Source organism: Pseudomonas reidholzensis, assembly GCF_900536025.1.
GTDB classification, from domain to species: Bacteria; Pseudomonadota; Gammaproteobacteria; order Pseudomonadales; family Pseudomonadaceae; genus Aquipseudomonas; species Aquipseudomonas reidholzensis.
Genome location: NZ_UNOZ01000030.1, coordinates 96561 through 120652, shown reverse-complemented (window position 1 = coordinate 120652; position 24092 = coordinate 96561). Strand labels below are relative to the sequence as shown.

24 protein-coding genes are annotated in these 24092 nt (G+C 63.7%); 7 read left to right on the top strand and 17 right to left on the bottom strand.

Translation table 11 applies throughout. The features are described 5' to 3' along the window. Positions 1 to 80: 80 nt before the first annotated feature. The 4 genes from CCOS865_RS20140 to CCOS865_RS20125 form a co-directional block, all read right to left on the bottom strand. Entirely contained in the window at positions 81 to 1877 is a 1797-nt protein-coding gene (locus CCOS865_RS20140) for a phospholipase D-like domain-containing protein (protein ID WP_119144080.1), read from the bottom strand. 642 nt (positions 1878 to 2519) lie between these two features. Further along, positions 2520 to 3041, bottom strand: a complete 522-nt coding sequence (locus CCOS865_RS20135) for a DUF2937 family protein (protein WP_119144078.1) — start codon at positions 3039 to 3041, stop codon at positions 2520 to 2522. Positions 3042 to 3050: 9 nt separating this feature from the next. After that, positions 3051 to 3824, bottom strand: a complete 774-nt coding sequence (locus CCOS865_RS20130) for a class II glutamine amidotransferase (RefSeq protein ID WP_119144076.1) — start codon at positions 3822 to 3824, stop codon at positions 3051 to 3053. Positions 3825 to 3837: 13 nt separating this feature from the next. Next, entirely contained in the window at positions 3838 to 4332 is a 495-nt protein-coding gene (locus CCOS865_RS20125; protein ID WP_119144074.1) for an MFS transporter, read from the bottom strand. Positions 4333 to 4535: 203 nt separating this feature from the next. Between CCOS865_RS20125 and CCOS865_RS20120 the strand changes: the two genes are divergently transcribed. After that, a complete protein-coding gene (locus CCOS865_RS20120) occupies positions 4536 to 6581 on the top strand; it encodes a S9 family peptidase (protein WP_119144072.1) in 2046 nt (681 codons plus the stop codon). A gap of 92 nt (positions 6582 to 6673) precedes the next feature. Beyond that, the gene (locus tag CCOS865_RS20115) at positions 6674 to 7141 is read left to right on the top strand and encodes a cyclic nucleotide-binding domain-containing protein (RefSeq protein WP_119144070.1); all 468 of its coding nucleotides are present in this window, start codon (positions 6674 to 6676) and stop codon (positions 7139 to 7141) included. Here CCOS865_RS20115 and CCOS865_RS20110 read toward each other — a convergent pair. After that, positions 7138 to 7416 (bottom strand): hypothetical protein, encoded by a 279-nt coding sequence (locus CCOS865_RS20110; protein WP_119144068.1) that lies wholly within the window; start codon positions 7414 to 7416, stop codon positions 7138 to 7140. The two genes, CCOS865_RS20115 and CCOS865_RS20110, sit on opposite strands and share 4 nt — an antisense overlap. Before the next feature lie 132 nt (positions 7417 to 7548). Between CCOS865_RS20110 and CCOS865_RS20105 the strand changes: the two genes are divergently transcribed. Beyond that, positions 7549 to 7914: a YajD family HNH nuclease gene (locus tag CCOS865_RS20105; RefSeq protein WP_119144066.1), complete on the top strand. Its 366-nt coding sequence runs from the start codon at positions 7549 to 7551 to the stop codon at positions 7912 to 7914. Between the two features lie 59 nt (positions 7915 to 7973). Then, positions 7974 to 8444: an RNA methyltransferase gene (locus CCOS865_RS20100; protein ID WP_119144064.1), complete on the top strand. Its 471-nt coding sequence runs from the start codon at positions 7974 to 7976 to the stop codon at positions 8442 to 8444. A gap of 119 nt (positions 8445 to 8563) precedes the next feature. Here the strand turns inward: CCOS865_RS20100 and CCOS865_RS20095 are convergent, their stop codons facing one another. From CCOS865_RS20095 to CCOS865_RS20075, 5 genes are all read right to left on the bottom strand, one after another. Next, positions 8564 to 10054, bottom strand: coding sequence for an aldehyde dehydrogenase (locus CCOS865_RS20095; protein ID WP_119144062.1), 1491 nt, complete (start codon positions 10052 to 10054; stop codon positions 8564 to 8566). A 1-nt stretch (position 10055) separates the two neighbouring features. After that, positions 10056 to 10958, bottom strand: coding sequence for a dihydrodipicolinate synthase family protein (locus tag CCOS865_RS20090; RefSeq protein ID WP_119144060.1), 903 nt, complete (start codon positions 10956 to 10958; stop codon positions 10056 to 10058). A gap of 71 nt (positions 10959 to 11029) precedes the next feature. Beyond that, on the bottom strand, positions 11030 to 12358 hold the full coding sequence (locus tag CCOS865_RS20085) for an MFS transporter (protein ID WP_119144058.1): 1329 nt from the start codon (positions 12356 to 12358) through the stop codon (positions 11030 to 11032). Positions 12359 to 12539: 181 nt separating this feature from the next. Then, positions 12540 to 13859: an NAD(P)/FAD-dependent oxidoreductase gene (locus CCOS865_RS20080; protein WP_119144056.1), complete on the bottom strand. Its 1320-nt coding sequence runs from the start codon at positions 13857 to 13859 to the stop codon at positions 12540 to 12542. A gap of 61 nt (positions 13860 to 13920) precedes the next feature. Further along, positions 13921 to 14643, bottom strand: a complete 723-nt coding sequence (locus CCOS865_RS20075; RefSeq protein WP_119144054.1) for a GntR family transcriptional regulator — start codon at positions 14641 to 14643, stop codon at positions 13921 to 13923. A 340-nt stretch (positions 14644 to 14983) separates the two neighbouring features. Between CCOS865_RS20075 and CCOS865_RS20070 the strand changes: the two genes are divergently transcribed. Next, positions 14984 to 15334 carry a YgaP-like transmembrane domain gene (locus CCOS865_RS20070; protein ID WP_119144052.1) on the top strand — a complete coding sequence of 117 codons (351 nt, stop codon included), beginning with the start codon at positions 14984 to 14986 and terminating at the stop codon, positions 15332 to 15334. 142 nt (positions 15335 to 15476) lie between these two features. Here CCOS865_RS20070 and CCOS865_RS20065 read toward each other — a convergent pair whose 3' ends face one another. Further along, entirely contained in the window at positions 15477 to 16685 is a 1209-nt protein-coding gene (locus CCOS865_RS20065; RefSeq protein ID WP_119144050.1) for a hypothetical protein, read from the bottom strand. Positions 16686 to 16724: 39 nt separating this feature from the next. Further along, complete coding sequence (locus CCOS865_RS20060; RefSeq protein ID WP_119144048.1) at positions 16725 to 17174, bottom strand: YcgN family cysteine cluster protein; 450 nt, start codon at positions 17172 to 17174, stop codon at positions 16725 to 16727. 170 nt (positions 17175 to 17344) lie between these two features. Between CCOS865_RS20060 and CCOS865_RS20055 the strand changes: the two genes are divergently transcribed. Then, positions 17345 to 17938 carry a nitroreductase family protein gene (locus CCOS865_RS20055; protein WP_119144046.1) on the top strand — a complete coding sequence of 198 codons (594 nt, stop codon included), beginning with the start codon at positions 17345 to 17347 and terminating at the stop codon, positions 17936 to 17938. 152 nt (positions 17939 to 18090) lie between these two features. Here CCOS865_RS20055 and CCOS865_RS20050 read toward each other — a convergent pair whose 3' ends face one another. The 4 genes from CCOS865_RS20050 to CCOS865_RS20035 all read right to left on the bottom strand — a co-directional run bounded on the left by CCOS865_RS20050 (position 18091) and on the right by CCOS865_RS20035 (position 22252). Next, a complete protein-coding gene (locus CCOS865_RS20050; protein ID WP_119144044.1) occupies positions 18091 to 19023 on the bottom strand; it encodes a D-2-hydroxyacid dehydrogenase in 933 nt (310 codons plus the stop codon). A 77-nt stretch (positions 19024 to 19100) separates the two neighbouring features. After that, the gene (locus CCOS865_RS20045; RefSeq protein ID WP_119144042.1) at positions 19101 to 19394 is read right to left on the bottom strand and encodes a YcgL domain-containing protein; all 294 of its coding nucleotides are present in this window, start codon (positions 19392 to 19394) and stop codon (positions 19101 to 19103) included. Continuing rightward, positions 19391 to 20524: a ribonuclease D gene (gene rnd / locus CCOS865_RS20040; RefSeq protein ID WP_119144040.1), complete on the bottom strand. Its 1134-nt coding sequence runs from the start codon at positions 20522 to 20524 to the stop codon at positions 19391 to 19393. The genes CCOS865_RS20045 and rnd overlap by 4 nt, the downstream gene beginning before the upstream one ends. 90 nt (positions 20525 to 20614) lie before the next feature. Next, the gene (locus CCOS865_RS20035) at positions 20615 to 22252 is read right to left on the bottom strand and encodes a phosphoethanolamine transferase (RefSeq protein ID WP_119144038.1); all 1638 of its coding nucleotides are present in this window, start codon (positions 22250 to 22252) and stop codon (positions 20615 to 20617) included. Between the two features lie 300 nt (positions 22253 to 22552). Between CCOS865_RS20035 and CCOS865_RS20030 the strand changes: the two genes are divergently transcribed. Then, positions 22553 to 22789, top strand: coding sequence for an HP1242/YdcH family protein (locus CCOS865_RS20030; RefSeq protein ID WP_119144036.1), 237 nt, complete (start codon positions 22553 to 22555; stop codon positions 22787 to 22789). 108 nt (positions 22790 to 22897) lie between these two features. Here CCOS865_RS20030 and CCOS865_RS20025 read toward each other — a convergent pair whose 3' ends face one another. Further along, a complete protein-coding gene (locus CCOS865_RS20025) occupies positions 22898 to 24079 on the bottom strand; it encodes a trans-sulfuration enzyme family protein (RefSeq protein WP_119144034.1) in 1182 nt (393 codons plus the stop codon). Positions 24080 to 24092 lie beyond the last annotated feature (13 nt).

The following is a 24092-nucleotide window of genomic DNA, read 5'->3' as shown; positions in this document are numbered from 1 at the left end:
CTCCTTGGTCGAGAAAACGAATTTTCCATCAGCGTCACAAGACGCCAGCAACACGCTACAAGCCACTAACAGACAGCGCATTAGTCAAGATCCTTCAAAATCGCATTTTCATAATAAAACTCAACAACCGAACACCGTGGCACGCCCTTGTCACGCTGACGATTTTTATTATCATCAATAATTTCTTTCCACGTATCAAACGCCTCAGCCGGTTTATCCTGCGCCCCCTCCCCACCCGTATGCAGATCCCACAACCTTTGCCGCATCGCCTTCGTCACACTCGGCCACTCATGCGCAATATTCAGTTCGCTATCCACCTGCATACTGCGAGTATTGATATTGGCCGACCCCAGCGTGGTGAACACGTCGTCGATAATCATCAACTTGCTGTGGATATACACCGGCATCCATGGCCAGCCTGCTGGCGAGTCGGGGGCGACCAGTGAGCACACGTGAATCTTCAAGCCTGGGATTTCTTCCGGTTTGATCACGCTGGCATTGATGGCTTCGGTCTGCGCCTCCAGCTTCAGCGTGCCCATCCGGTCACGCGGGTCCAGTGGCGCCGGGATCTCTCGCCTGGCCTGTTCGATGCGCTGCAGGCGAGTAACCTCAGGGATGGTGTCGGCACGCCCGAGGCTTTCGAGCATGCGCTGGGTGTTCGCCGTACCGGCGCCTATGGCGTCGTCGCTGGCGTTGGTGACCACGAACAGGTGCAGCACGCCATGCAACCCAGGGTCGCGGCCCTCGGCGGTCTGCATGGCGGCGGCGCGCTTGATCGCCTCGGCCAGGGGCGGCCAGCGAAAGTACTGATTCTCGATGTAGATGAACTGGGTGGCGTTGTTGATTGCCTGCAGGTAAAGCTGCTCGATTTCACGCAAACCCTCCTGCGCCTGAGTGCGCAGCAACTGCGCCATCTGCGGAGTGCCGTGATGGCATTGAAGCTTGCGCCCGACCTCGATCGACGAGCGTGCCTTGAGCAGTTCTTCACCGGTCTCCTTGGTCCAGGCCATGGCAAAGTTGTGGTGCAGATGCTCCAGGATCGGTCCGCTGACCTGGCTGGAAATATCCTGTCGCGGGCTATAGCCGCGCGGGCCGCGATTGGGTGCCGGGCGGGTGTAGTCACTACGGTTTAGCGCCGAATGCGCCGGGGTGTCCCAGTACTCGTCCAGCATGTTGTGGCCCATGACAAAGCCGACCGCTTGCTGCGGCAACTCGTAGTCAACCAGCACACTTTTCTGATGATGGGTCGGAACGCCCATCAGCGCCGCGATCATCTTCAAGCCGATTTGCCGATCCAGGCTGCCCTTGCTCACCTCCTTGTAAATGCTCAAGCGCTCACGGGCGCTAAAACCTCGACTGACAAACAGCGGCACCCCAGCGGCGATGCGCTCAACTGCCTTGTTGCCTGCGACCTCGAAGTCCTTGAACCAGTCGATGTCTTCGCTGTACTGGCGGTCGGTGGAACTTTGCAGCGCCCGATCCCAATCCAGGAGCACACGACCGAAGTGCTGGCTCTTGCCCGGTAAATTGGCCTCACCCGCCGCACCGGCGACATTGGCTGGCATTTCCCAGCCCAATACGCGCACGCGCACACCTTGCGCCGCCTTGCTCTTGAGCAGCTCGCCAATGCTCGGGGCGTTGCCGTCGCGGATGAAATACATGGACGGCTGAAACCCCCAGCAAATGATGTCGATCGTCTTGGTCGCGTTGGCAATCGCGTGGTGCACGGCCGCAAATGTTTCTTCGCCGTTGATCAACGGCGTGAACGTGGCGATTTCAGGGTGGTACTGGCTTTCCTGGACAAACCAGCGAGGGACACAGGTCACCGTGCGGGTGTGCTTCAAAACGAGCGGTACGACGATATCGGCCTGCTTCATTGAGAGTCTCCTTTCGTTTCGAACAGGCACTCCAAACCTTGGCCTATTAAGCCAGGTCTTTTAAGGTCCAGCCTCTGAGTGCCGAAGAGAGACCACCCAATTCAACTCATGACAACTTGCCCTATACCCGAGGTTATCCATGGGCACTTGCAGCGACACATAACCAACAGTAGAAGCATATAAATTTACTGACTATTATTTCAACGCCATTGGCAATACGGGGTAACGAAACACGCACACCATACAACTACCTATACTAAGGAAAGCGTGCATGAAGGTAAAAAGCAATCGAAAACCACTCGATATCTTCAAGTGCAAAACGACCTCAAACACGACACACCAAAAAAGCCAAGCCAGCAAACTCAAACAACGATGCCCTACAATGAGCGTCCTTGCCACTGCAGATAAGGCTTTAGGAAAGATCCTACATAGTTTTACTTTATATCCTACAGTCATGAAAAATCAGCAGTGCGCTGCATTTCAGGCATCTCACAGCAGGTCCATGGATGCAGAATAGAACGAAGACTATATGGGTTGCGCTTCGGGCGTCGTGGGGGACGCGCCCGATATAGCTTGGAGGGCATAGCTACACTGATCGAATTGCTCGACCTGTGGTCTTTTTGATTCGTTGAACTCAGGGCACTAGCGCCAGCTCTCTTTGACGATCTTGCGCCGCCCACCCATGATCACCCAGCCCAGCAACAGCAGCACGCTCTCGACCATGAAGGCCAGCAGGAAGCCTGCCCCCAGGCCCCAGCCAATCGCCTCGGGCACCAGCAGGATCTGGTAGCTGTAGCCCTTCAAGGTCTCTTCGCGCAGTTGCGGGTCGGCCTGCACCAGCACATGCCAGCTCTGGCTCAACCACGAGCCCTGCAGCGCCTGCCACTCGCGTTCGAGCAGTTCGTTGCGGGTCAGCAGGCTCTCGATGCTGTTGGCGTCGCTGACGAACACCGGGTCATCGCTCGTGCGGTAATGGCGCAGCAAGGCCTGCAGGTCGCCATTGAAGAAGCGCTGGGCGGTTTCCTGGAAGCCCGACAGCGCCTCGCGCGACTCGAGCACATGCGCCTCGACCCGCTGGCTGTAGTCTTTGACTACACCCGGGACCTGGATACCGGCCAGCAGGCCGAAGGTGAACAACAGCAACCGCAGGTAACTTCTGAACATGCCGGGTCCTTAGCTCTGCCCATGGGCGACGCATTCGCCATGCCGCCACAAGGCCCATTGCCCGGGCTCGTAGCGGTTCCAGGTCTCGTTCTCGGTCAGGGCCTCGGTGGCGATCACCGTGACCACGTCATTGGGAGTGGTTTCGGCCTGGAAATCGACGATCACGTCGACATCCTTGAGCCGCGCCGGGCCAAACGGGGCACGACGGGTGATGTGCACCAGCTTGGTCGAGCAGAAGCAGAACAGCCAGTCGCCGTTGCTCAGCAAGCCGTTGAACACGCCCTTGCCGCGGTACTCGGCACAGGCTTCGACCAGCACCGGCAGCAACTGCTCTACCTCGACCGGCTCGGGGAAGGCGCTGCGCACGCGGTTGAGCAGGTCGCAGAAGGCCGCTTCGCTGTCGGTGTCGCCAACCGGCCGGTAGAAGCTGGTCTGGCCGCTGAATTCGGCCAACTGGCCGTTGTGCGCGAAGCACCAGTTGTGGCCCCACAGTTCGCGCACGAACGGGTGGGTGTTGGTCAGGCAGACCTTGCCGACGTTGGCCTGGCGAATGTGGCCGATGACCACCTCGCTCTTGATCGGGTAACGCTGCACCAGGTTGGCCACTTCCGACTCGCAGCTCGCCGCCGGGTCCTGGAACAGGCGCAGGCCACGGCCCTCATAGAAGGCGATGCCCCAGCCATCGCGGTGCGGGCCGGTACGGCCGCCGCGCTGCATCAGGCCGGTAAAGCTGAAAACGATATCGGTGGGGACGTTGGCACTCATGCCCAGCAGTTCGCACATACTCGCGCTTCCCTTAAAGACGTGGCTCGACCCGACCACGGTCAGGGGCCGCAGGCGGCGGATCGTTGCGGTAACGGTCATTGCGGTCGGCGGCGACCGGCGCCTCGACCAGCACCTGGTCGTCTTCCTCGAGCTGGCGCTGGGCGGCGGCATCGGCCTGCTCGCGGCGCTCACGGGCGCGTTTTTCCAGCGGCCAACGGACCAGCACGAACACCAGGTACAGGGCAAACGCGAGCATCCCGTACATGGCCAGGTCGGAGGCCGCGCGCCAGGCGTTGTTACCGACCTTGAAGGCGATATCCAGGGCGCTGATGGCGATGGCCGGGGCGAAGCTCTCCTTGACCGGGTCGACGATGGTCGGGGTCAGCAGCAGCACCGCGACGATCACCCGCAGCGGTTCGCGCAGCCAACGCCACATCCAGCCAGTGAGTTTGAAGCTCACCAGCAGACAGCCCAGTGCGGCCACGGCGTAGAGGCCCCAGGCGAGGGTATAGTCGTTCTCGGTCATGGTGTTCGTGCAAGCCAGGCAAAGAGATGCCTATGATAAACACTTTTAGGCGCAGGCGCCCGCTCAGCCAATCCAAGGCGCCTGTTATGGCCCCTTCGCGGGTAAAGCCGCTCCCACAGAGATTCGCGCAGACTCTGTGGGAGCGGGTTTACCCGCGAAGAGGGCGGTAAAGCCACCCTACGTTCAGAGCCAGAGGAACATCGATGTCCGCCAAACCCGCCCTCGCCCCCCTCGCCCACCAGGCCCCCGGCGATGACCCGTACGCCTGGCTCCAGGACCGCGACACCCCCGAGGTGCTGGCCTACCTGCAAGCCGAAAACGCTTACCAGGAAGCCTGCCTGGCCGACCAGGCCCCGTTGCGCGAACAATTGTTCGAGGAAATCAAAAGCCGCATCCTCGAAACCGACCTGTCGCTGCCCTCACCGTGGGGCCCCTGGCTCTACTACACGCGCACCACCGCCGGTGACGAATACCCGCGCCACTACCGCTGCCCGCGCCCGGCCGACGACAGCAACACGGTCGACGAAAGCCACGAACAACTGCTGCTCGACCCCAACGCCCTGGCCGCCGGCGGTTTTCTCTCGCTCGGCGCGTTCAACGTCAGCCCCGACCACCGCCTGCTGGCCTACAGCCTCGACACCAGCGGCGAAGAAACCTACACCTTGTACGTCAAGGACCTGGCCAGCGGTGGCATCACCACCCTGCCCTTCGAGGACTGCGACGGCAGCATGACCTGGGCCAACGACAGCCAGACGCTGTTGTTCGCCGAACTCGACGACACCCACCGCCCTTGGCGCCTGCGCCGCCACACGCTGGGCGAGGCCGACGCGCAGACCGTGTTCGAAGAGCCGGACGGGCGCTTCTTCCTGCATTGCTACCGGGCCAGCTCCGAGCGCCAGCTGATCCTGCTGCTCAACAGCAAGACCACCAGCGAAGCCTGGGTGCTCGATGCCGATACCCCGCACGGCGACTTCACCTGCCTGGCGGCGCGCCAGGAAGACCACGAGTACTACCCCGACCACGGTCAGCTCGACGGCGAATGGCGCTGGTTTATCCGCAGCAACCAGGACGGCATCAACTTCGCCCTGTACCAGGCACCGGCCGCGCAGGTGCCCAGCCGCGATCAGTGGCAGGTCCTGGTAGCCCACCGCGAAACCATCATGCTCGAAGGCCTCAGCCTGAATGCCAGCGCCTTGTCGCTGAGCCTGCGCGAAGGAGGCCTGCCGATCATCGAAGTCCACCCGCAGGGCCTCGCGCCGTACCGCGTCGAGCTGCCGGACGCGGCCTACAGCCTGTACGTGCAAGACAGCCTGGAGTTCGCCAGCACGCGCATCCGGCTGCGCTACGAGGCGCTCAACCGCCCGGCCCAGGTGCGCCAGCTGGAGCTCGCCAACGGCGCCCAGCAGGTGCTCAAGCAGACCCCGGTACTCGGCGCCTTCGACGCCGATGCCTACGTCAGCCAGCGCCTGTGGGCGACCGCCCAGGACGGCACCCAGGTGCCGATCAGCCTGGTCCGCCGCCGTGACCAGCTCGACCAGGTCGTGCCGCTCTATCTGTATGGTTATGGTGCCTACGGCGAAAGCCTCGACCCGTGGTTCTCGCACGCCCGCCTGAGCCTGCTGGAGCGTGGCGTGGCCTTTGCCATCGCCCATGTGCGCGGCGGTGGCGAGCTCGGCGAGGCGTGGTACCGCGCCGGCAAGCAGGAACACAAGCAGAACACCTTCGACGACTTCATCGCCTGCGCCGAGCACCTGATCGCCGCAGGCGTCACCCGCAGTGACCGGCTGGCGATCAGCGGTGGCAGCGCCGGTGGCCTGCTGATCGGCGCAGTGCTCAACCAACGCCCGGAGCTGTTCCGCTGCGCGATTGCCGAAGTACCGTTCGTCGACGTGCTCAACACCATGCTCGACCCCGAGCTACCGCTGACCGTCACCGAGTACGACGAATGGGGCAACCCCGAGGAGCCCGAGGTGCACGCGCGGATCAAGGCCTACGCACCCTACGAGAACGTCAAGGCGCAGGCTTATCCGGCGATGCTGGTGGTCGCCGGCTATAACGACAGCCGCGTGCAGTACTGGGAAGCGGCCAAGTGGGTGGCACGCCTGCGCACGCACAAGACCGACGACAACCTGCTGCTGCTCAAGACCGAGATGGGCGCCGGGCACGGCGGCATGAGCGGGCGTTACCAGGGCCTGCGTGATGTGGCGCTGGAATATGCGTTCGTGTTCAATGAGCTGGGCGTGGCGTAAAACGCGTTTTTGGTTGTCATAGCCTGCGACCGACAACACTCCCTCGTGGGCGCGCCGACCGCGCGTCCGCGAGATGAACAGAAGAACAACAGATGCCTGACCAATCCCAGCTGAATGCCGAGATCCGCGACATGCTCATGGACTGCGGCTTGTTCGATACCCTGCAACCCACCGAATTCCAGGCCGTCGCCGGCTACTTCAGCCTCGCCCACATGAATGCGGGTGAAAGCATTTTTGCAGAAGGCGACGCCGGCACCTTCATGTGCATCCTGCACCGTGGCCAGGTCTCGGTGCGCAAGACCGACAGCGCTGGCCAGCAAGTCGAGATCGCCACCCTGCGCCGCGGCGCTTTCGGTGAAATGGCCGTGCTCGACGGCGAGCGGCGCTCGGCCAGTTGCATTGCCGCCAGCGAGTGCCAGCTGCTCACCCTGGGCAAGGACTCGCTGGAAAAGATGCTCAACGAGGCGCCGCGCATCGCCGCACGGATCATCCGCGCGCTGGCCGTGGCCCTGTCGAAACGCCTGCGCATGCAGGACGGCCAGCGCCTGGCGCAGGTCTAGTCGTCCTTGGGTGGCGGCCGCGACGGCGGTTGCTGGAGGCCGGGCAACGGCTGGTCCCTGGGCGGCCCGGGCACCGGCATGGGCGGCAGCAGTGGCGCGCCGGGCTGGCTGTCGTAAGCCTTGGGCGGCGCGCTGGGGGTGATCTGTGGGTACGGCGTGGGCGTGGCCGTGCCCGGTGCGCCAGGCACCGGGGTGCTGATGCGTGGCTGCTGCCCAGCGGCTTCGGCCAACGGTACGGCAGCCACGATCAATGCGGCGAGGATCGCATGCAACATCTGCAACCTCCTGTCGGGAATCTGTTTACAGCCTACGCGCTTGTTGCGGTTTTTGCCTGTCCGGCTGGCCCGCAAGCGCGCTAGACTCAACCCTATAACCGTCATTCGCCTGATTACAAGAAAGGTAACACCATGAGCTCCACCCTCTCCGCCACCGCCCGCCTCGACCGGATCATTGCCGACGCCAAGCGCGACAAGGAAATGGGCTACCGCGACAAGGCCCTGAAGATGTACCCGCACGTCTGTGGGCGCTGCGCCCGTGAGTTTGCCGGCAAGCGCCTGTCGGAGCTGACCGTGCACCACCGTGACCACAACCACGACAACAACCCCCAGGACGGTTCGAACTGGGAGCTGCTGTGCCTGTACTGCCACGACAACGAACATTCGCGCTACACCGACCAGCAGTACTTCAGCGAAGGCTCGACCAGCACCCCGAGCATCGCCAAGGCCACCCACAACCCGTTCGCCGGGCTGGCTGGGCTGCTGAAGAAAGACTGACCCCCACAGTGGCCGGCGAGCCCGTATAATCGCGTCTTTTTTGCGAAGGGCCCCGGCACGTGGCTAACAAACGGTACAGCTGCATCGGCCTGTTCAATCCCAAGTCTGCGGAGAACGTCGGTTCGGTGATGCGCGCGGCGGGTTGCTACGGCGTCAACTCGGTGTTCTACACCGGCAAGCGCTACGAGCGCGCACGCGATTTCGTGACTGATACCAAGCGGGTGCATTACGACATCCCCCTGATTGGCATCGATGACCTGCAGCGGATCATTCCGCTGGGTTGTACGCCTGTGGCCGTGGAACTGGTCGAAGGGGCTCGGCCGTTGCCGGAGTACACCCATCCGGACCGGGCCATCTACATCTTCGGCCCGGAAGACGGCACGCTCGACGAGAGCGTGCGGGCCTGGTGTGAAGAGACCATCTATATCCCGACCGAAGGCTGCATGAACCTCGCGGCCACGGTCAACGTGGTGCTCTATGACCGGCTGGCCAAAGGGCTGAATACCCGCTCGGGGCCCAAGTTCAAGTAGGCACGCGCCGCCTCACCCTCAGCGAGGCACGAAAAAGCCCCCAACCTGCGTAGAGGTCGGGGGCCCGGGTTTGTGCTGAGCTCCGTCAGAACAGCACAGGTCTTGCTCGTGTCATCAGCTTACGAAGCGTTGATCCAGATGGTCTTGATCTCCGTGTACTGATCGTGGGCCCAGATGGACTTGTCACGCCCACCGAAGCCAGACTCCTTGTAGCCACCGAACGGCGTCGAGGCATCGCCTTCGCCGAAGCAGTTGACCGTCACCACCCCCGCACGGATCTCCCGCGACAGGCGCAGGGCGTTGCGCAGGCTACCGGTGTAGGCCGAAGCCGCCAGGCCGTAGATGGTGTCGTTGGCCAGCTCGATCGCTTCGTCGATGGTCGAGAAGCTGGTCACCGCCAGCACGGGGCCAAAGATCTCTTCGACGAACAGACGGCTGCCCGGCTCGACGCCGTCGACGATGGTCGGCTGCACATACACGCCCGACTCGGTCTCGCCGCCCTGCACCACGTTGAGCTTCTGCTCGGCCGCGTACTGCAGGTACTCGCTGACCTTCTCGAAGTGCGACTTGCTGACCAGCGCGCCGAGGCGGTTGTCCGGGTCCAGCGGGTCGCCCAGTTTCCAGTCCTTGAGGTGCTTGGCCATCAGGCTCAGCAGCTCGTCCTTGACGTCCTTGTGGACGATCAGGCGGGACGACGCCGAGCAGTTCTCACCCATGTTCCAGAACGCGCCAGCGGTGACGAACTGGGCCACTTCGTCGAGGTCTTCGCAGTCGTTCATGACCACGGCCGGGTTCTTGCCACCCAGCTCCAGGACGATGCGCTTGAGGTTGGACTCGGCAGCGTATTTGAGGAACAGCCGGCCGGTGTCGGTCGAGCCGGTGAAGCTGACCATCGGGATGTCCATGTGGCGGCCAATGGCCTCGCCCACTTCACGGCCACCGCCAGGTACCAGGTTGAACACACCGGCAGGCACGCCGGCCTGGTGCGCCAGCTCGACCACGCGCAGGGCGGTCAGGGTGGTTTCCTTGGCAGGCTTGACCACGATCGAGCACCCGGCGGCCAGCGACGGGGCGATCTTCCAGGCCAGCATCAGCAGCGGGAAGTTCCACGGCAGCACCAGGCCAACCACGCCGATCGCTTCACGCACGACCATGGTCACCGCGGCATTGCCGGTGGGGGCGGTTGCGTCGTAGATCTTGTCGATCAGCTCGGCGTGCCAGCGAATGGTGTGGATGGTTTCCGGCACGTCGACGTTCTGACATTCGCTGACCGGCTTGCCGCTGTCCAGCGCTTCCAGGACGGCCAACTCGTGCGCGTTGTCTTCCAGCAGTTGGGCGAACTTCAGCAGGATGTGCTTGCGCTCACCGGGCTGCAGCTTGGACCAGGCGCCGTCTTCGAAGACGCGCTTGGCCGCGGCCACGGCAACGTCCACGTCCTGCACGTCGCACGCGGCGACTTCAGCCAGCTGCTTGCCGGTGGCCGGGTTGGTGGTGACGAAGGTGCGGCCCGAGATGGCGTCACGGAACTCACCATCGATGAACGCCTGGGTACGCAGTTCCAGCTTGGCAGCGATCTCGGCGTATTGTTCCTTGCTCAGCAAATCAGCCATTTCAGGCACCTCCGGTGATCTGGGCGATGTTGCGCTTGAGGGTCGTGACGACCGCTTTCAGTGCTTCTTTCTCGCTGTCGTCGAGGCCTTGCAGCGGCGCGCGCACGCCACCGGTGCGCAGGCCCTGGAGCTCGCTGCCGTACTTGATCGACTGGACGAACTTGCCACCTTCGAGGAAGTCCATCAGCGGCATCAGCTCAGCCATGATGCGACGGCCTTTGGCGAAGTCCTTCTCGATCACGCACGCCTCGTACAGGGCAACGTGCTCGCGCGGGATGAAGTTGGAGCCGGCACAGACCCAGCTGATCGCGCCCCAGGCGAAGAATTCCAGGGCCTGGTCGTCCCAGCCGCAGGACAGGGCGATGTTCGGGCGGTGGATGGCCAGGCGGTGCAGCTGGGCCATGTCGCCGGAGCTTTCCTTGATGGCGACGATGTTCTTGACGTCGGCGACCGCGTCGAAGAATTCCTCGCCCATGCTCACGCTCATGCGGCCTGGGTAGTTGTAGAGCATGATCGGCAGGCCGGCGGCCTGGTCCACGGCTTTGACGTGGATGGCGATTTCCTGCTGGGTCGGCAGCGCGTACGGCGGCGTACCGACCAGCAGTGCGTCAGCCTTGATTTCCTTGGCGTGCTTGGCGAACGCCACCGCGTCTTCGGTGCGGATGCCACCGGTGCCGACGATCAGCGGCAGGCGGCCGTTGAGGACGTCCTTGGCCTGGGCGGCCAGGTCGAAGCGCTCCTGGGCGGTGTGGGCGTAGTACTCGCCGGTGGAGCCGCCGATGATCACGCCATGGATCTTCGAGTCGACCAGGTATTCCAGGACCTCGGCGAACGCCGGTTTGTCGATGGAGCCGTCTGCGGCCAATGGGGTGATTGCCGGGGTATAGATGCCTTCGAATTTCACGGTGAGTTCTCCAGTGCAACGATCGGTTTTGTACAGGCCGCGCCGGATCGACGGCACGGCGTTGTTGTGGTTCAGCTCAGGGACGCAGCTTGCTGCAGGTTCAACGAACGGGTCTCCGGCGCCAGCGCGATGGAGAACGCCAGGCCGATGAAGGTGACGATGGCCGCGGCGTACATGGTGAAAGCGATGCCGTAGCTGTCCAGCGCCATCGGTACCAGCCAGGTGCCGACTGCGGCACCGACCCGCGACAGCGAAGTGCCCACGCCGACCGCGCCTGCGCGGATCTCGGTCGGGAACAGCTCGTTCGGGTACACCAGCTGCAGCACCTGCGCGCCGCCGATGAATAGAGCGTAGGCGCCAAACAGGGTGAGGATCAGCACCTCGGAGCCGGCATGGAACGCGGCCAGCCCCAGCAGCGCCATGCCCGACCAGGCAAAGCTCTGGATCAGCATGCGCCGACGGCCCATGCTGTTGATCAGACGGGTGGCGATGATGCAGCCGATGACGAACAGGAAGGTGATCGCCACCGAGCCGAACGAGGCCCAGTCACCCTTGAGGTTGAGTGCGGCGAGTACTTTGGGTGCGAAAGCGTAGACGGCGAACACCGGGATCACCGAACACGTCCAGAACATCGCCACGAACAGCATGCGTTTGCCGTAACCCGAGTGCAGCAGGCTGGTGAACGAAAGCTTCTTCTGCTTGGGCTCCTCGGGCAGGTTGCGCAGCGAGAAGTCATTGCCGTAGACCTGTTTGATGACCGCCTCGGCCTCGGCCGCACGGCCTTTGCTGAGCAGCCAGCGCGGCGACTCGGGGGTGCCCATGCGCAGCACGAACAGCACCGCGCCAATCACCACCGGGCTGGCCAGGACCAGGCGCCACGACTCGTCGCCACCGTGGCGCAGGATCAGGTCACCGATCACATAGGCGAACGCGGCACCGGCAAACCACAGGATGGTCAGGGTCGCCAGGCGTGGCCCGCGGTTCTTCTTGGGCAGGAACTCCACCAGCAGCGAGGTCGCCACCGGGTACTCGATGCCCACGGCAATGCCGATGGCGAAGCGCAGCAGGAACAGCACCAGCGCCGACTCGACCCAGAACTGGCTGATCGACGCCAGCATGAACAGGATCGGCCCAACGAAGAACACGCGTTTACGGCCGAAGCGGTCGGTCAGCCAGCCACCGAGGAAGCCACCGAAGAAAATCCCGATCAGGGCGGACGCGGCGATCATGCCCTGCCAGAAACTGTTCAGGCTCAAACCGGCCGCCATCTGCACCAAGGCCACGCCCACAATGCTCAGCACATAACCATCAACGAACGAGCCACCGCCAGAACGCACGGTGAGCAACTGGTGAAAACGGTTGAGCGGTACATCTTCAACGGAAATATTCGGACTTGTCATTATTGTTCCTGCCACTTCTGTATGCACTTAATTCAAGGCGAACAAACCCGCGAAACCGAAAACACTGTTCAGCCTCGTCTGATCAAGCCTGGGCTCGATCGCCTGTTTTCGGGCAAGGGGCGCCCGTGCCGGGCAACTAAGGCCCAGCGGATTGCACGCGAATAATTAACCTGTCAACGGATCAGCTTTCTTTTCCGGCGCGGTATTGCCCCCACATCAAGTTCAAGTTCAAGCCCAGCGAAACCAAGGGCTGCGGAGGGTTTGCACAGGGCCCCGGGGCGTTCAGCAAGAAGTCGATAAGTTCGCCCTTCTCGCCAGCCAACCAGTCCGCCAGCAACTTGCCGGTGACCGTGCCACGGGTAACACCGAGGCCATTGCAGCACAGTGCGCCAAATACATTCGGCGCCAACTTGCCGAAGAAGCCCATGTGATTGCGCGACAGTGCCAGTGCACCGCCCCAGGTGTATTCGAAGTCGACTGCAGGCAACATCGGGAAGCGCCGGGCGAACGAGTCGCGGTGACGCTCGACGAAGCGCTCGAGGTATTTGCGGTTGCTGCGCCCGTCCGGGTTGTAGCTGAAGCTGTTGCGCACCAGCAGGCGATTGTCGACGGTGCGGCGCAAGGTGGTGCCGAACGGGTCTGCCGGGATCACACCCCAGTAGGGCTTGCCGCCCAGGCGCGCCTGCTCGTCTTCGCTCAGCGGGCGGGTAATGCTGGCGTAGGTGAACACCGGCAGCATGCGGCCCTTGAGGAAGCCGAAGCTCATGCCGAAGGCATTGGTGGTCAGCACCAGGTTGTCGGCGATGATCGAGCCCTGGGCGTGCCGCAGGACCACCTTGTCGCCGTATTCGACATCCAGGATCGGGGTGTTCTCGTACAGCGAAACGTTGCTTGGCAGGCTGTCCGCCAGGCCTTTGACCAGGGCCGCGGGCTGGATCAGCGCGGTGCCTGGGGTGAACAGGCCCTTGCGGTAGAACTCAGTGCCGATGTGCTCGGGCAGGTCGCGGCCGTCGATCATCTGGTACGGCTGGTCGAGCTTGTCGAGGCCACGGCGGTAGGCTTCGAGCACCGCAATACCGCGGTCTTCGACGGCCGCCTGGTACTTGCCGCAGTGCTTGAACTGACAGTCGATGGCGTAGCGTTCGATCAGTTCCTTGAGGTATGACTGGCCGCCCAGGTTGAGCTTGAGAATGGTCTTGGCGATCTCGATATCGCCAATGTAGTCCTCGGCCCCGATGTCGTGCGGCAGGTCGATGGCAAAACCGGCGTTCCGCCCGGAGGTGCCGTAGCCGACCTCCTGCGCCTCGATCAGCACGACCTGGTCATCGGGGTATTTCGTTGCCAGCTGACGCGCCGCGGCAAGGCCGGTGAAACCGGCGCCGACCACCACCCAGCGGGCCTTGGTCTGACCGCTGTGCGCAGGCCGGGGCTGACGCGCCTGGCTCAGGTGGAACCAGCCACAGGTGGCGTCATCAGCAGGCAACGAAGTTATTCTTGTCATCTCATGAACCTGGGTGTTGTTGTTGACATGCGGTCACCGCCCATTACGGTGCCTGTAACCGTTACATCTCGATCGGCACTTCCAATCCCTGAGGTGCGGCGTACTCGGCCATGCGCCGACGGGACAGCTCGAAGTGCTCGCGCACCAGCTGGCCGGCAGACTGCGGATCGCGGCGCTCGATGGCGGCGATCATCTGGTCATGCTGTTCACAGGCGATCTCGAGGTCGCGCTGCATGTCGTCGGTGGTCGGGTGACGGTAGAAGATCTTGCCCAGGCGGGTATGGTCGATCAGCAGTCGACGCAGGCTGGGCATGAGGTAGTCGTTGTGGGCCATGCGGCCGATTTCGAGGTGGAAGGCATCGTTGTAGAGCACGCGGTTTTCCACGTCGCGATCCTTGATCGCCTGACGGAACTGCGCCTGGATGCCCTTGAGCACTTCGATTTCAGCGGCCGTGGCGTAGCTGGCGGCCAGCTGGCTGGTGGCGACGTAGATCAGCGGCGCGGCGAGGTAGAAGCTGTGCAGCGACTGGTGGTTCATCGCCGCGACGCGCGGCGCACGGTTGGCTTCGAGTTCGATGTAGCCCTCGGCAGCGATCTGCCGCAGCAGCTCTCGCACCGGAGGACGGGACAGGCCGAACTCTTCGCACAGGGCCAGTTCATCCACCACTGCGCCTGGGGCGAGCTCCATGCTGAGGATCCGCCGACGCAGGGCCTGGTCCAGGACGGCCTTGCGGTCCTGGGGCACTTCGGTGCTGACGGGCTGAACATGCGGAGTGGCGTTCATGGCGGCCTTCTTTGTTGTCATAGCGCTATGTCTACTATTTGTATAATGACTATAGGGTACTGTTAGACAATGTGTCTACAGCTATTTCGATGAACGGCACAAACTCTGTAGACCCCGTATTCATTGGGCTGCAGAGGGTATTTTAGAAATCTGCCGACGTCGCGTAGGGGTGTGATTAAACACGCTGAAGGCTGCATTGCCAAACACGACATGAATCGCTCCAGACAAGACATGCGCCTGGAAATCTGCGATGCCTGCGGGGTACGCCGCCTGGCACATCGACTGAACGCCCGCAGGTGCTCCAGGGTCAGCTGCTTACACTTCCCACGGAGACCTTGCCATGCTCGACACTCATTCTTCCTTACTGGCCAAGGAGCACAACGTTCATGGACTTGAGCGGGCCAGCTCGCTGGCCGGCGGTGCCTTGATGCTCAGCAAGGGGCTGCGCCATGGCGGCCTGATCGGCTTGCTGCAGGTGGCGGTAGGCGGCCTCGCGCTGGCCCGGGGCTTCAGCGGCCATTGCTCGACCAAGGCCTGGTGGTTGCGCCACCGCCAGGAGTTTCAGCGTTTGCGCGGTGATATCCAGCGCAGTGCGGCGGAGCTGGAGGTGCTCAGGGCGAGCGCTGAAGCGGCGACGCGCGGGGTGACGGTGCTGGGGAATGATCTGCTGGGCGGCAAGCCGAAGGTTTGAGTTGCCCCTTTGGGGCTGCTTTGCAGCCCTTTCCGACCGGTCCGGCGCCCCGGCAAGGCCGCTCCCACAGGGGCGGCGGCGCCGTGTCTGTGGGAGCGGCCTTGTGTCGCGAAAGGGCCGCGCAGCGGCCCCAAAAATAGTACTAGCGCAGCAGTTTGCTCTGCAGCACTTCGGACTCGCGGCCCAGCACGCTCTCGCTGATCTTGATGAATTCGTCGGTATTGACGCTCGGCAAGCGCATCAGGCCGCGCGCCACATCATCCAGCGAGCGCTTGTTCTGGGTGTGCAGGCGGATCTCCCGATCGAGCGACTGCAATAACAGCACACCGCGCGCCACCTGCCGCGGATCAGCCTGGTTCCCCCGCAGCCGGGTGACCTTGTCGCCCTGCTTGTGCAAGCGCGCTTGCCAGGCTTCATAGCGGTCATCACTCAGGCCACCCGCACGGCGCAGCAATTCGGTGGCGTAATAGTCGGTCAGGCTCTCACCAACCCAGTCGCTGCCATCGCGGTCATTGACCTGGGCAAACAACTGCACCAGCTCGCGCAGCAACGGGCTGTTGCCGCTCTCGCCGATCAGTGGCCGGTTACTGTGCAGGAACAGCGAATTGCGCCCCGCCAGCACCCCGCGCCACATCTCGTCACGCGCGCCGACCAGCAGCAGCTTGGGCGGATTGCGCGGGAACACTGCCTGCAGTTGCGGCCAGACAAAGGTCAGCAAGGTCAGCGTGTCCATGCGCCGCATGCCCTGCCCTTGCGGCGCGACCACGGTCACCTCGGTCTCGCCCAGGCGCGCGCGGCGGCTGCCGAGGTTGCCGGCGAGCATCCAGCCGGTCGGCCGGTCGAACAACCGCGAGACGTTATCGATGCGAAACTTCTGCTTGCCAATGCGCGGCCAGGGCGTTTCCACGCTCTTCCAGCCCGCCGGCAGATCAAACGCCAGGCGCGCCACCAGTTCGGTGCCGTCCTGCTGGTCGAGGCGTGCCGGTGGCACCAGCTGATCGCCGCGAAACACCGCCCACTGCGGCGTGATGCGGCTTTCGTAGGCACCGCTGTGCGGCTTCTGGTCGAGCTGCACACGGTAACTGAGGCTGGTCTTGCCCGGTGCTGGCCGCCAGACCCCGCGCTCGCCTTGCAGCTGCCACTGGCCATCGGCCTGGAATGCGCTGTAGGCGCCCTGCTTGCCCAGGTCGAAGTCAAGGCTGCGCACCGCGCTGCCCTCGGCGAGGGTCAGGCGCACCTCGGCCTGGCCGCTGCCGGGCAGCAGGCGCACCTGGTAATCCAGATCGACCTTCTTGGCCCAGGCCGGCGAGCACAATGCCAGCGCGAGGGCCAACAGCAGCGGGCGACGCATACAAAACTCCTTGTTCAGCAGAGGCGAAAGGCCGGGGGATCAGCCGGCGCGGAAAATCAGGTGGTCTTCCCAGTCGTCTTCGTCCACGGCGTCTTCGCTGAGCATGCGCCCGGACTGGGAAATACGCTGCTCATGGACCTGCTGGCGATCGCCGCAGACCAGGTGGTGCCAGGCCGGCAGGTCCTTGCCCTCGCTGACCAGGCGGTAGCCACAGGTCGGCGGCAGCCACTTGAACTGGTCAGCCTTGCCCGGGGTGAGCTGGATGCAGTCCGGCACGTGCTTGAAACGGTTCGGGTAATCGCTGCACTGGCAGCTGTCGAGGTCGAGCAACTTACAGGCGATGCGCGTGTAGTAGACGCTGTTGTCGTCTTCGTCCTCGAGCTTTTGCAGGCAGCACATGCCACAGCCGTCGCAGAGCGATTCCCACTCTTGCGCGCTGAGCTGGTCGAGGGTCTTGCGCCGCCAGAAGGGCGCGTTGTCAGCCATCATCACACGGTTTCCTGCAGATATTCTTTATCGTAGGCGCGCGCCACCAGGGTTGCCCATGGAGCGCGGCGGCGCCAGTCTAGAGCCTGGCATTCGGCAAAGCCAGACCGCTTGTCAGTACCGCCCAGACGCAGTAGCGTGCGGGGTTTACCCCACTCTCTGCAGGATCAGCCATGAGCGCCAACCCACGCATTGCCGAGTACGCCATCAACGAGCAGTTCATCAACCGCTGGTCGCCGCGGGCGTTCAGCCCCGAGCCGATCAGCGAAGAGACCCTGCTGAGCTTCTTCGAGGCCGCGCGCTGGGCGCCGTCGGCCTACAACTCGCAGCCGTGGCGCTTCCTGTTTGCGCGCCGCGACACGCCGAGCTGGGAACGCTACCTGGAGCTGCTGGTGCCGTTCAACCGCAGCTGGGCGCAACACGCGTCGGCGCTGGTGCTGGTGATTTCCAAGACCACCTTCACCGCGCCAGGCGCCAGTGAAGAGACCCCGGCCCTGTGGCACACCTTCGACACCGGTTCGGCCTGGGGCCATCTGGCGCTGCAGGCGAGCCTCAGCGGCTGGCACACCCACGGCATGGCCGGGTTCGACCAGGAACTGGCGCGTAAAGAGCTGAAGATCCCTGAGGGCTATGTCCTGCATGCCATGGTTGCGATCGGCAAGCTGGGTGACAAGGCGACCTTGGCCGAAGGGCTGCAGGCGCGTGAAGTGCCAAGCCCGCGTCAGCCGTTGAGCACGCTGGTGGCTGAGGGTGATTTCAGCCTGTAATACAGTGGCTGGCAGCCCTGGCCTCTTCGCGGGTAAACCCGCTCCCACAAGGTTCACCACTGTCCCTGCAAGATTGGGTTTACCGGTTCCTGCAGGGTTCACCACTGCCCCTGTGGGAGCGGGTTTACCCGCGAAGAGGCCGGGGCTGGCTATCAATAACCCCGCTGGAAATCCACGTCCCCACGCAACGCCTGCCCCGCCGCATACGCCCGCACATTCTCGACAAACAAGCGCACCATCGCCGTCGGTGAGGTCGGCGCCGAGCTGTGCCCGGTCAGCAGCAGCCCCCAGGCGGTCCAGAACGGATGCCGCGCCGGCAAAGGCTCCTGCCGGCAGACATCGATCACCGCACCGGCCAGGTGGCCCTGCTTCAAGGCTTCGACCAGGTCCGCATCGACCACCGCCACACCCCGCCCGGCGTTGACGAACAACGCACTGGGCTTGAAGCGCTGGAACAGCGCCGCGTCATACAGGTCGTGCGTCGCCGGGGTATCCGGCAGCAGATTGAGCACATAGTCCGCCGCCTCGACCATCCGCGGCAGCTGGTCCAGGCCTGCGACCTCGACAAACGGTGCCTGCTCGCGAGGGCTGCTGGCAACGCCGCGCAGGGTCACCCCGAACGGCAGCAGAAACTCGGCCACCCGCTGGCCGATATCGCCGGTCCCGACGATCAGGACCTGGCGCCCTTCGAGGCTCCGCCCCGGGCGGTCATCCCAGCGCCGCTCGACCTGGCTGACCAGCCGCGAGAGCACCTCGCGCTCATGGCCGAGCATGTAAGTCAGCATGTATTCGGCCATCACCTGGCCAAAGATGCCGACCGCGCGGGTCAGGCGATAATCACGCGGCAAACCCTCGGCGAGCAACGGCGTGATGCCGGCCCAGGTCGACTGCATCCAGTCCGGCTTGTGGCCCTGGCGCAGCAAGGTGGCGAGCAGGTCGGGCTGGCCCAGCCACACCGTGCACTGCGGGGCCAGGCGGGCCAACTTGGCAGAGTCACCGCTGGTCAGGACCTCCAGGTCGGGAGCCCTGTCAGCCAGCAGGCCAGCGTAAGTGGCATGGTCCTGTTCAGCGATCAGTACGCGCATCGAAAAGACAACCTTGGCAGAAAACAAAGGCGGCCCGACTGGCGGGCCGCTTGGCGGTAGAGGGGTGATGCGCGGGCTCAGACCGGGTCGTTGCGACGCAGCAGCTCTTCAGGCAGGTGCTCGATGTACTCGTCTTCGGCGGGCGGCATCTGCAGGTGGTAACCCTGGCTGTCGAGGTTCTCCAGGACCTTGGTGATGTCTTCACGGGCCAGCTTGCGCTCGGGCGACAGCACCAGGTCAAAGGCGTGCATCGGCGTGCCGAAGGCTGGCAGCAGCGCCGCGGGTACGCGCTCCAGGGCATCGGCCTTGAGCACGTAGAGGTACATGCCGTCCTTGCGGGGGCTCTTGTAGATCGAACAGATACGTTTCATGCGGATTCTCCGGCGGCTGCCAGATCATCCAGCAGCGCCTGGCCCATACGCTCGCGACGCCAGCCGCGCAGCGAATCGGGCAGTTGATAGGGACCGTTGGGGTAGCCGCTCTTGAGCAGGGCTTCGAGGGTCTTCTTGCGCAGCATCAGTTCCGGGGCGATGCCCAGCCGCTCGCCTTCGGCCTGGCCGACCGTGCGCAGGCGCTTGAGGATGCCCGAGGCTTCGATCGGCAAGGGCTCCGGCAACGCCTGCGGGTACTGCTCGGCCGGCACGCTGGCGGCCTGCTTGATCAGCTTGAGCAGGTACTCGCCGTCCTGGCGGATGGTGCGCGGGTGCATGTCGTCGATCTTGGCCAGCGCCGACAGGTTGTCGGGCTGGGTCTTGGCCATCGGCCACAGCGAATGCTCACGCAGCACGCGGTTGCGCGGCACGTCACGGCTGCGCGCTTCGCGCTCACGCCAGGCGCACAGCTCGCGCAGCACGGCGAGTTGCTGGCGCGACAGCTTCCAGCCCAGCTTGACGTCGCGGTAAAGCGTCTCGGGTTCGACTTCGCGGCGCATCTGCGCGACCAGCTCGGCGCCGTCTTCCAGCACCCAGGCGTACTTGTCGTCCGACAGCCGCGGGCGCAGGGCGGTGAACAGCTCGGCGAGGTGCACGGCGTCTTCGGCGGCGTAGCTGACCTGGGTCTCCGAGAGCGGGCGCTGCAGCCAGTCGGAGCGGGTCTCGCCCTTGGGCAGGTCGAGGCCGAGCACGTCCTGCACCAGGCGCGAATAGCCCATGGAGAAGCCAATGTTCAGGTAGCCCGCGGCCAACTGGGTGTCGAACAGCGGCTGAGGCAGTTTGCCGGTCAGGCGCAGCAGCACTTCGAGGTCTTCGCTGCAGGCGTGCACGACCTTGACCACGGCGCTGTCTTCGAGCAGGTCGGCGACGGGCTGCCAGTCGCCGATCAGCAGCGGGTCGATCAGGAAGGCCTTCTTCCCGTCACCGACCTGCAGCAGGCCGGCTTTCGGATAGAAGGTGTCAACCCGCATGAATTCGGTGTCGAGCGCTACAAACGGCAGTTGGCGCCAGCTGCGGCAGTGTTCGGCCAGGCTCTGGTCGTCACGGATCCAGTGTATTTCGATGGCCACGAGGCTCTCCCACAATCATTGGCGCGCAGTATATACGGCGCGGGCTCTGCGCGCGAAACCTGGCGACCATCGCGCCTTCCCGGGCGCACCTCAGCGGCCTGCCGCCAGCCATGGCCGGCAGCCGGCGAACAGGTCCAGTGACTGTTGGTAGACCTCGCTGCGCACCTGCAGCAGGCCGAGCATCGAGTGGAACAGGTTGTCCTGGCTGAGCGGCGCGTCCCGCAGGCGGGCCAGGCACTCGGTGTCGAGGCCGAAGTCCTCGCGGTAGCTGTCGGAGAACCACGCCAGCATCGGCACATGGCGCTGCTGCTCAGGCGCCAGCATGTACGGCGTGCCGTGCAGGAACAGGTTGTACTCACCCAGCGATTCGCCGTGGTCGGAGAGGTACAGCATCGCCGTGTCGACCTTGGCCTGGCGGCTGCGCAGCAGGTCGATCAGCGAGGCCAGGACCTGGTCGGTGTAGCCCAGGGTGTTGTCGTAGCTGTTGACGATGGCCTGCTGGTCGCACTGGTTGAGGGCATTGCTGCGGCACACCGGGGTGAAGCGCTCGTACGCGGCGGGGTAGCGTTTGTAGTAGTCCGGCCCGTGGCTGCCCATCTGGTGCAGGACCAGCACGGTGTCCTGGTCGAGGCTGTCGAGCAGTTGCGCCAGGCCCTGCAAGAGAATCTCGTCGTGGCACTCGCCCTCGGCGCACAGGGCCGGGTCCTGAAGGTTGCTGACATCGACGAACTGCACCCGGTCGCAGGTGCCCTTGCAGCCTGACTGGTTGTCCCGCCACTGCACGCTGAGGCCGGCGCGCTGGAGGATGTCGAGCAGCCCCTCGCGATTGCGCGCGACACTGGCGTCGTAGTCCTTGCGCGGCATGCCAGAGAACATGCACGGCACCGACACCGCCGTTTCAGTGCCGCACGAGTGCACATCGGCGAACGCCAGCAGGCCCTGCTCCTTGCTCAGCCGTGGGGTGGTATCGCGGGCATAGCCGAGTACCCCGAAGTTTTCCGCCCGGGCGCTCTCGCCGACCACCAGCACGGTCAGCGATTTGCGTTGATGGTGCTGCCAGGCGGCATCCCGGTGGGCATCCGCGCCGTACTGCTGGAAGGGCCTGGCGGCACTGCCGAGGCGCTCACTGACATAACCGAACGAGGCGCCGACGACATTGCTCGGGGTGAGCATCAGGCGCAGTTCGTGGTGGTTGCGAAACAGCGAGGCCAGGCCCTGGTAGTTGACCAGCGCCACCGAGCCGATGGCGAGCGCACAGGCGCCGCTGACCAGCAGCTTGCCGAACACTTCGCGGTGCCAGCGCCGGTAGGCGATCGGCGCCTTGTACAGCACCACCGAGGGCAGTACCCCTAACAACACGATGTATAAGGCAAACTTCAATGAGAGCAGATCACGCACTTCACTGATGTTGGTTTCGGCGACATTACGAAACATGCCAGCATCGATAAGTACGCCATATTGATTCATGAAGTAAGCGACTGCCGCACCACTCATGAACAACAGCACCAACACCGGTTTCAATACATAGCGGAAGGCGACCAGGGTGAGCAGCAGGTTGAACGCGAAAAACATCATCACAGCGAACGCCAGCATCAGCCACAGGCCAACCATACCGGGCGGCACAACCGCCTCGAGGTGTTCCCAGAGCAGGCTGTTGAAGCCAATCAACAGGTACAGGCTGGCCAGCAACGTGACCCATTCGGTCCGCAGGATTTTGAGTGTGCGCATGGTGTCCGCAATCGAGATTGATTATCGGCCAGGCGGCCGAGTCGGCCCCTGGAGAAGTGGTCCGGATTGTGGAAAGTGTACCCTCAATTTTTTGTGAAAAAGACGCCAACAAACAATTGCACGGCGCTGTTGCGGGGTTAAATCAAGTTCATTCAGCCGCCATTCAGCCAGCGCGCTGAAGTTCGCCGGGGTTTCAGGGCACGCCAGCGCTCCGGTGCCCGGCTCACTCCCTCACTTGGGCAAAGGCGGCTATCCTCAAGGTTCAACGCCTTTCGCCAACCCCTGAACAGAGGTGAAGAAATGCCCGTACCGCATGATCTGCTCGCTGATTTGCACATTACCGCCGATGACTTTCAGGCCCTGATCGACAAGGACCCGGCGCTGCACAAGCTGCACAAGGAATACAACGGCAAGGACAAGCAGGTGGTGGCCGCCGAGGGCAATGCCACGCCGGACGAGGCCGTCAACCGGCTGCGCAAGGAACGCTTGCTGATCAAGGACAAGATCGAACGGATTATCCACCCGCCCAAGGCCTGATCTTTCAATCACCTGTTCCGGCCTCATCGCGGGTAAACCCGCTCCTACAGGTTCAGCAGCGCTGCAAACCCTGTAGGAGCGGGTTTACCCGCGATGAGGCCAGTTGTTTCAACCCTGTGCCGAAGCCTTCAGTGCGGTGTCCAGGTCTTCGATCAGGTCGCGGTAGTCCTCGATCCCCAGCGACAGACGCAGGAGGTTTTCGCTGATGCCCATGTGCCCCTTCTGCTCCGGGCTCAGGGAGTTGTGCGACATGCTCCAGGAGTGGTTGATCATGCTCTCCACCCCACCCAGCGAATCGGCCAGGACAAAGATCGACAGCGCCTCGACCAGGCGATTGACCGCCGCCCTATCCCCCTTGATACGCAGCGTCACCACCGCACCGCCGGTCCGCATCTGCTGGGTGCACAGGGCATGCTGCGGGTGGCTCTCCAGCCCCGGGTAGTACACCTGCTCGACCTGCGGGTGCGCTTCGAGGTACTGCGCCACGCGCAGCGCATTGGCGCTCTGGCGCTCCATGCGCACGTCGAGGGTCTTCAGCCCACGCAGCGCCAGGTAGCAGTCGAACGGCCCCTGGATCGCCCCCACGGCCATGCTGATCTTGCGCAGGCGCTTGAGCAGCTCGTCGTTGGCGGCTACCACCACGCCACCGGTGAGGTCGGAATGGCCACCGATGTACTTGCTCGCCGAGTGCATCACTAGGTCGACGCCGAGGGTGATCGGCTGCTGGTTCCACGGCGAGCAGAAGGTGTTGTCGATGCAGGTCATTACACCGCGCTCACGCGCCAGCGCGCAGACCGCCTTGATATCGACCAGGTGCAGCAGCGGGTTGGTCGGCGACTCGATCCAGATCAACTGGGTGTCCGGGCGGATCGCCGCCGCAACGGCGTCCAGGTCATTCAGGTCGACGTAGGTGGTGGTCAGCCCCGAGGTGCGTGCGCGGTAGTCTTCGAGCAAGCGGAAGGTGCCGCCGTAGACACCGTTCATGACGACTACGTGGGCATCTTTGGAGAGCAGTTCGAGGACCGTCGCGGTGGCGCTGACGCCCGAGGCACAGGCGACCGCGCCAACGCCTTCTTCGAGCGCGGCGACGCAGGTCTCGTAGGCGTGCCGGGTCGGGTTGCTGACGCGGCTGTAGGCGTACTCCGGGTGGTCGTCGAGGCCGCGCTTGATGAACGAGCTGGAGGTGACGATGGCCGGGAAGATGGCGTTGTCGGCAACGCTGGACTGCTCGCCAGCGTGGATGGTACGGGTGGCGAAATTGCGCGGCTTGTCGGACATGATCGGGCCCATGGACGGGAAAGGA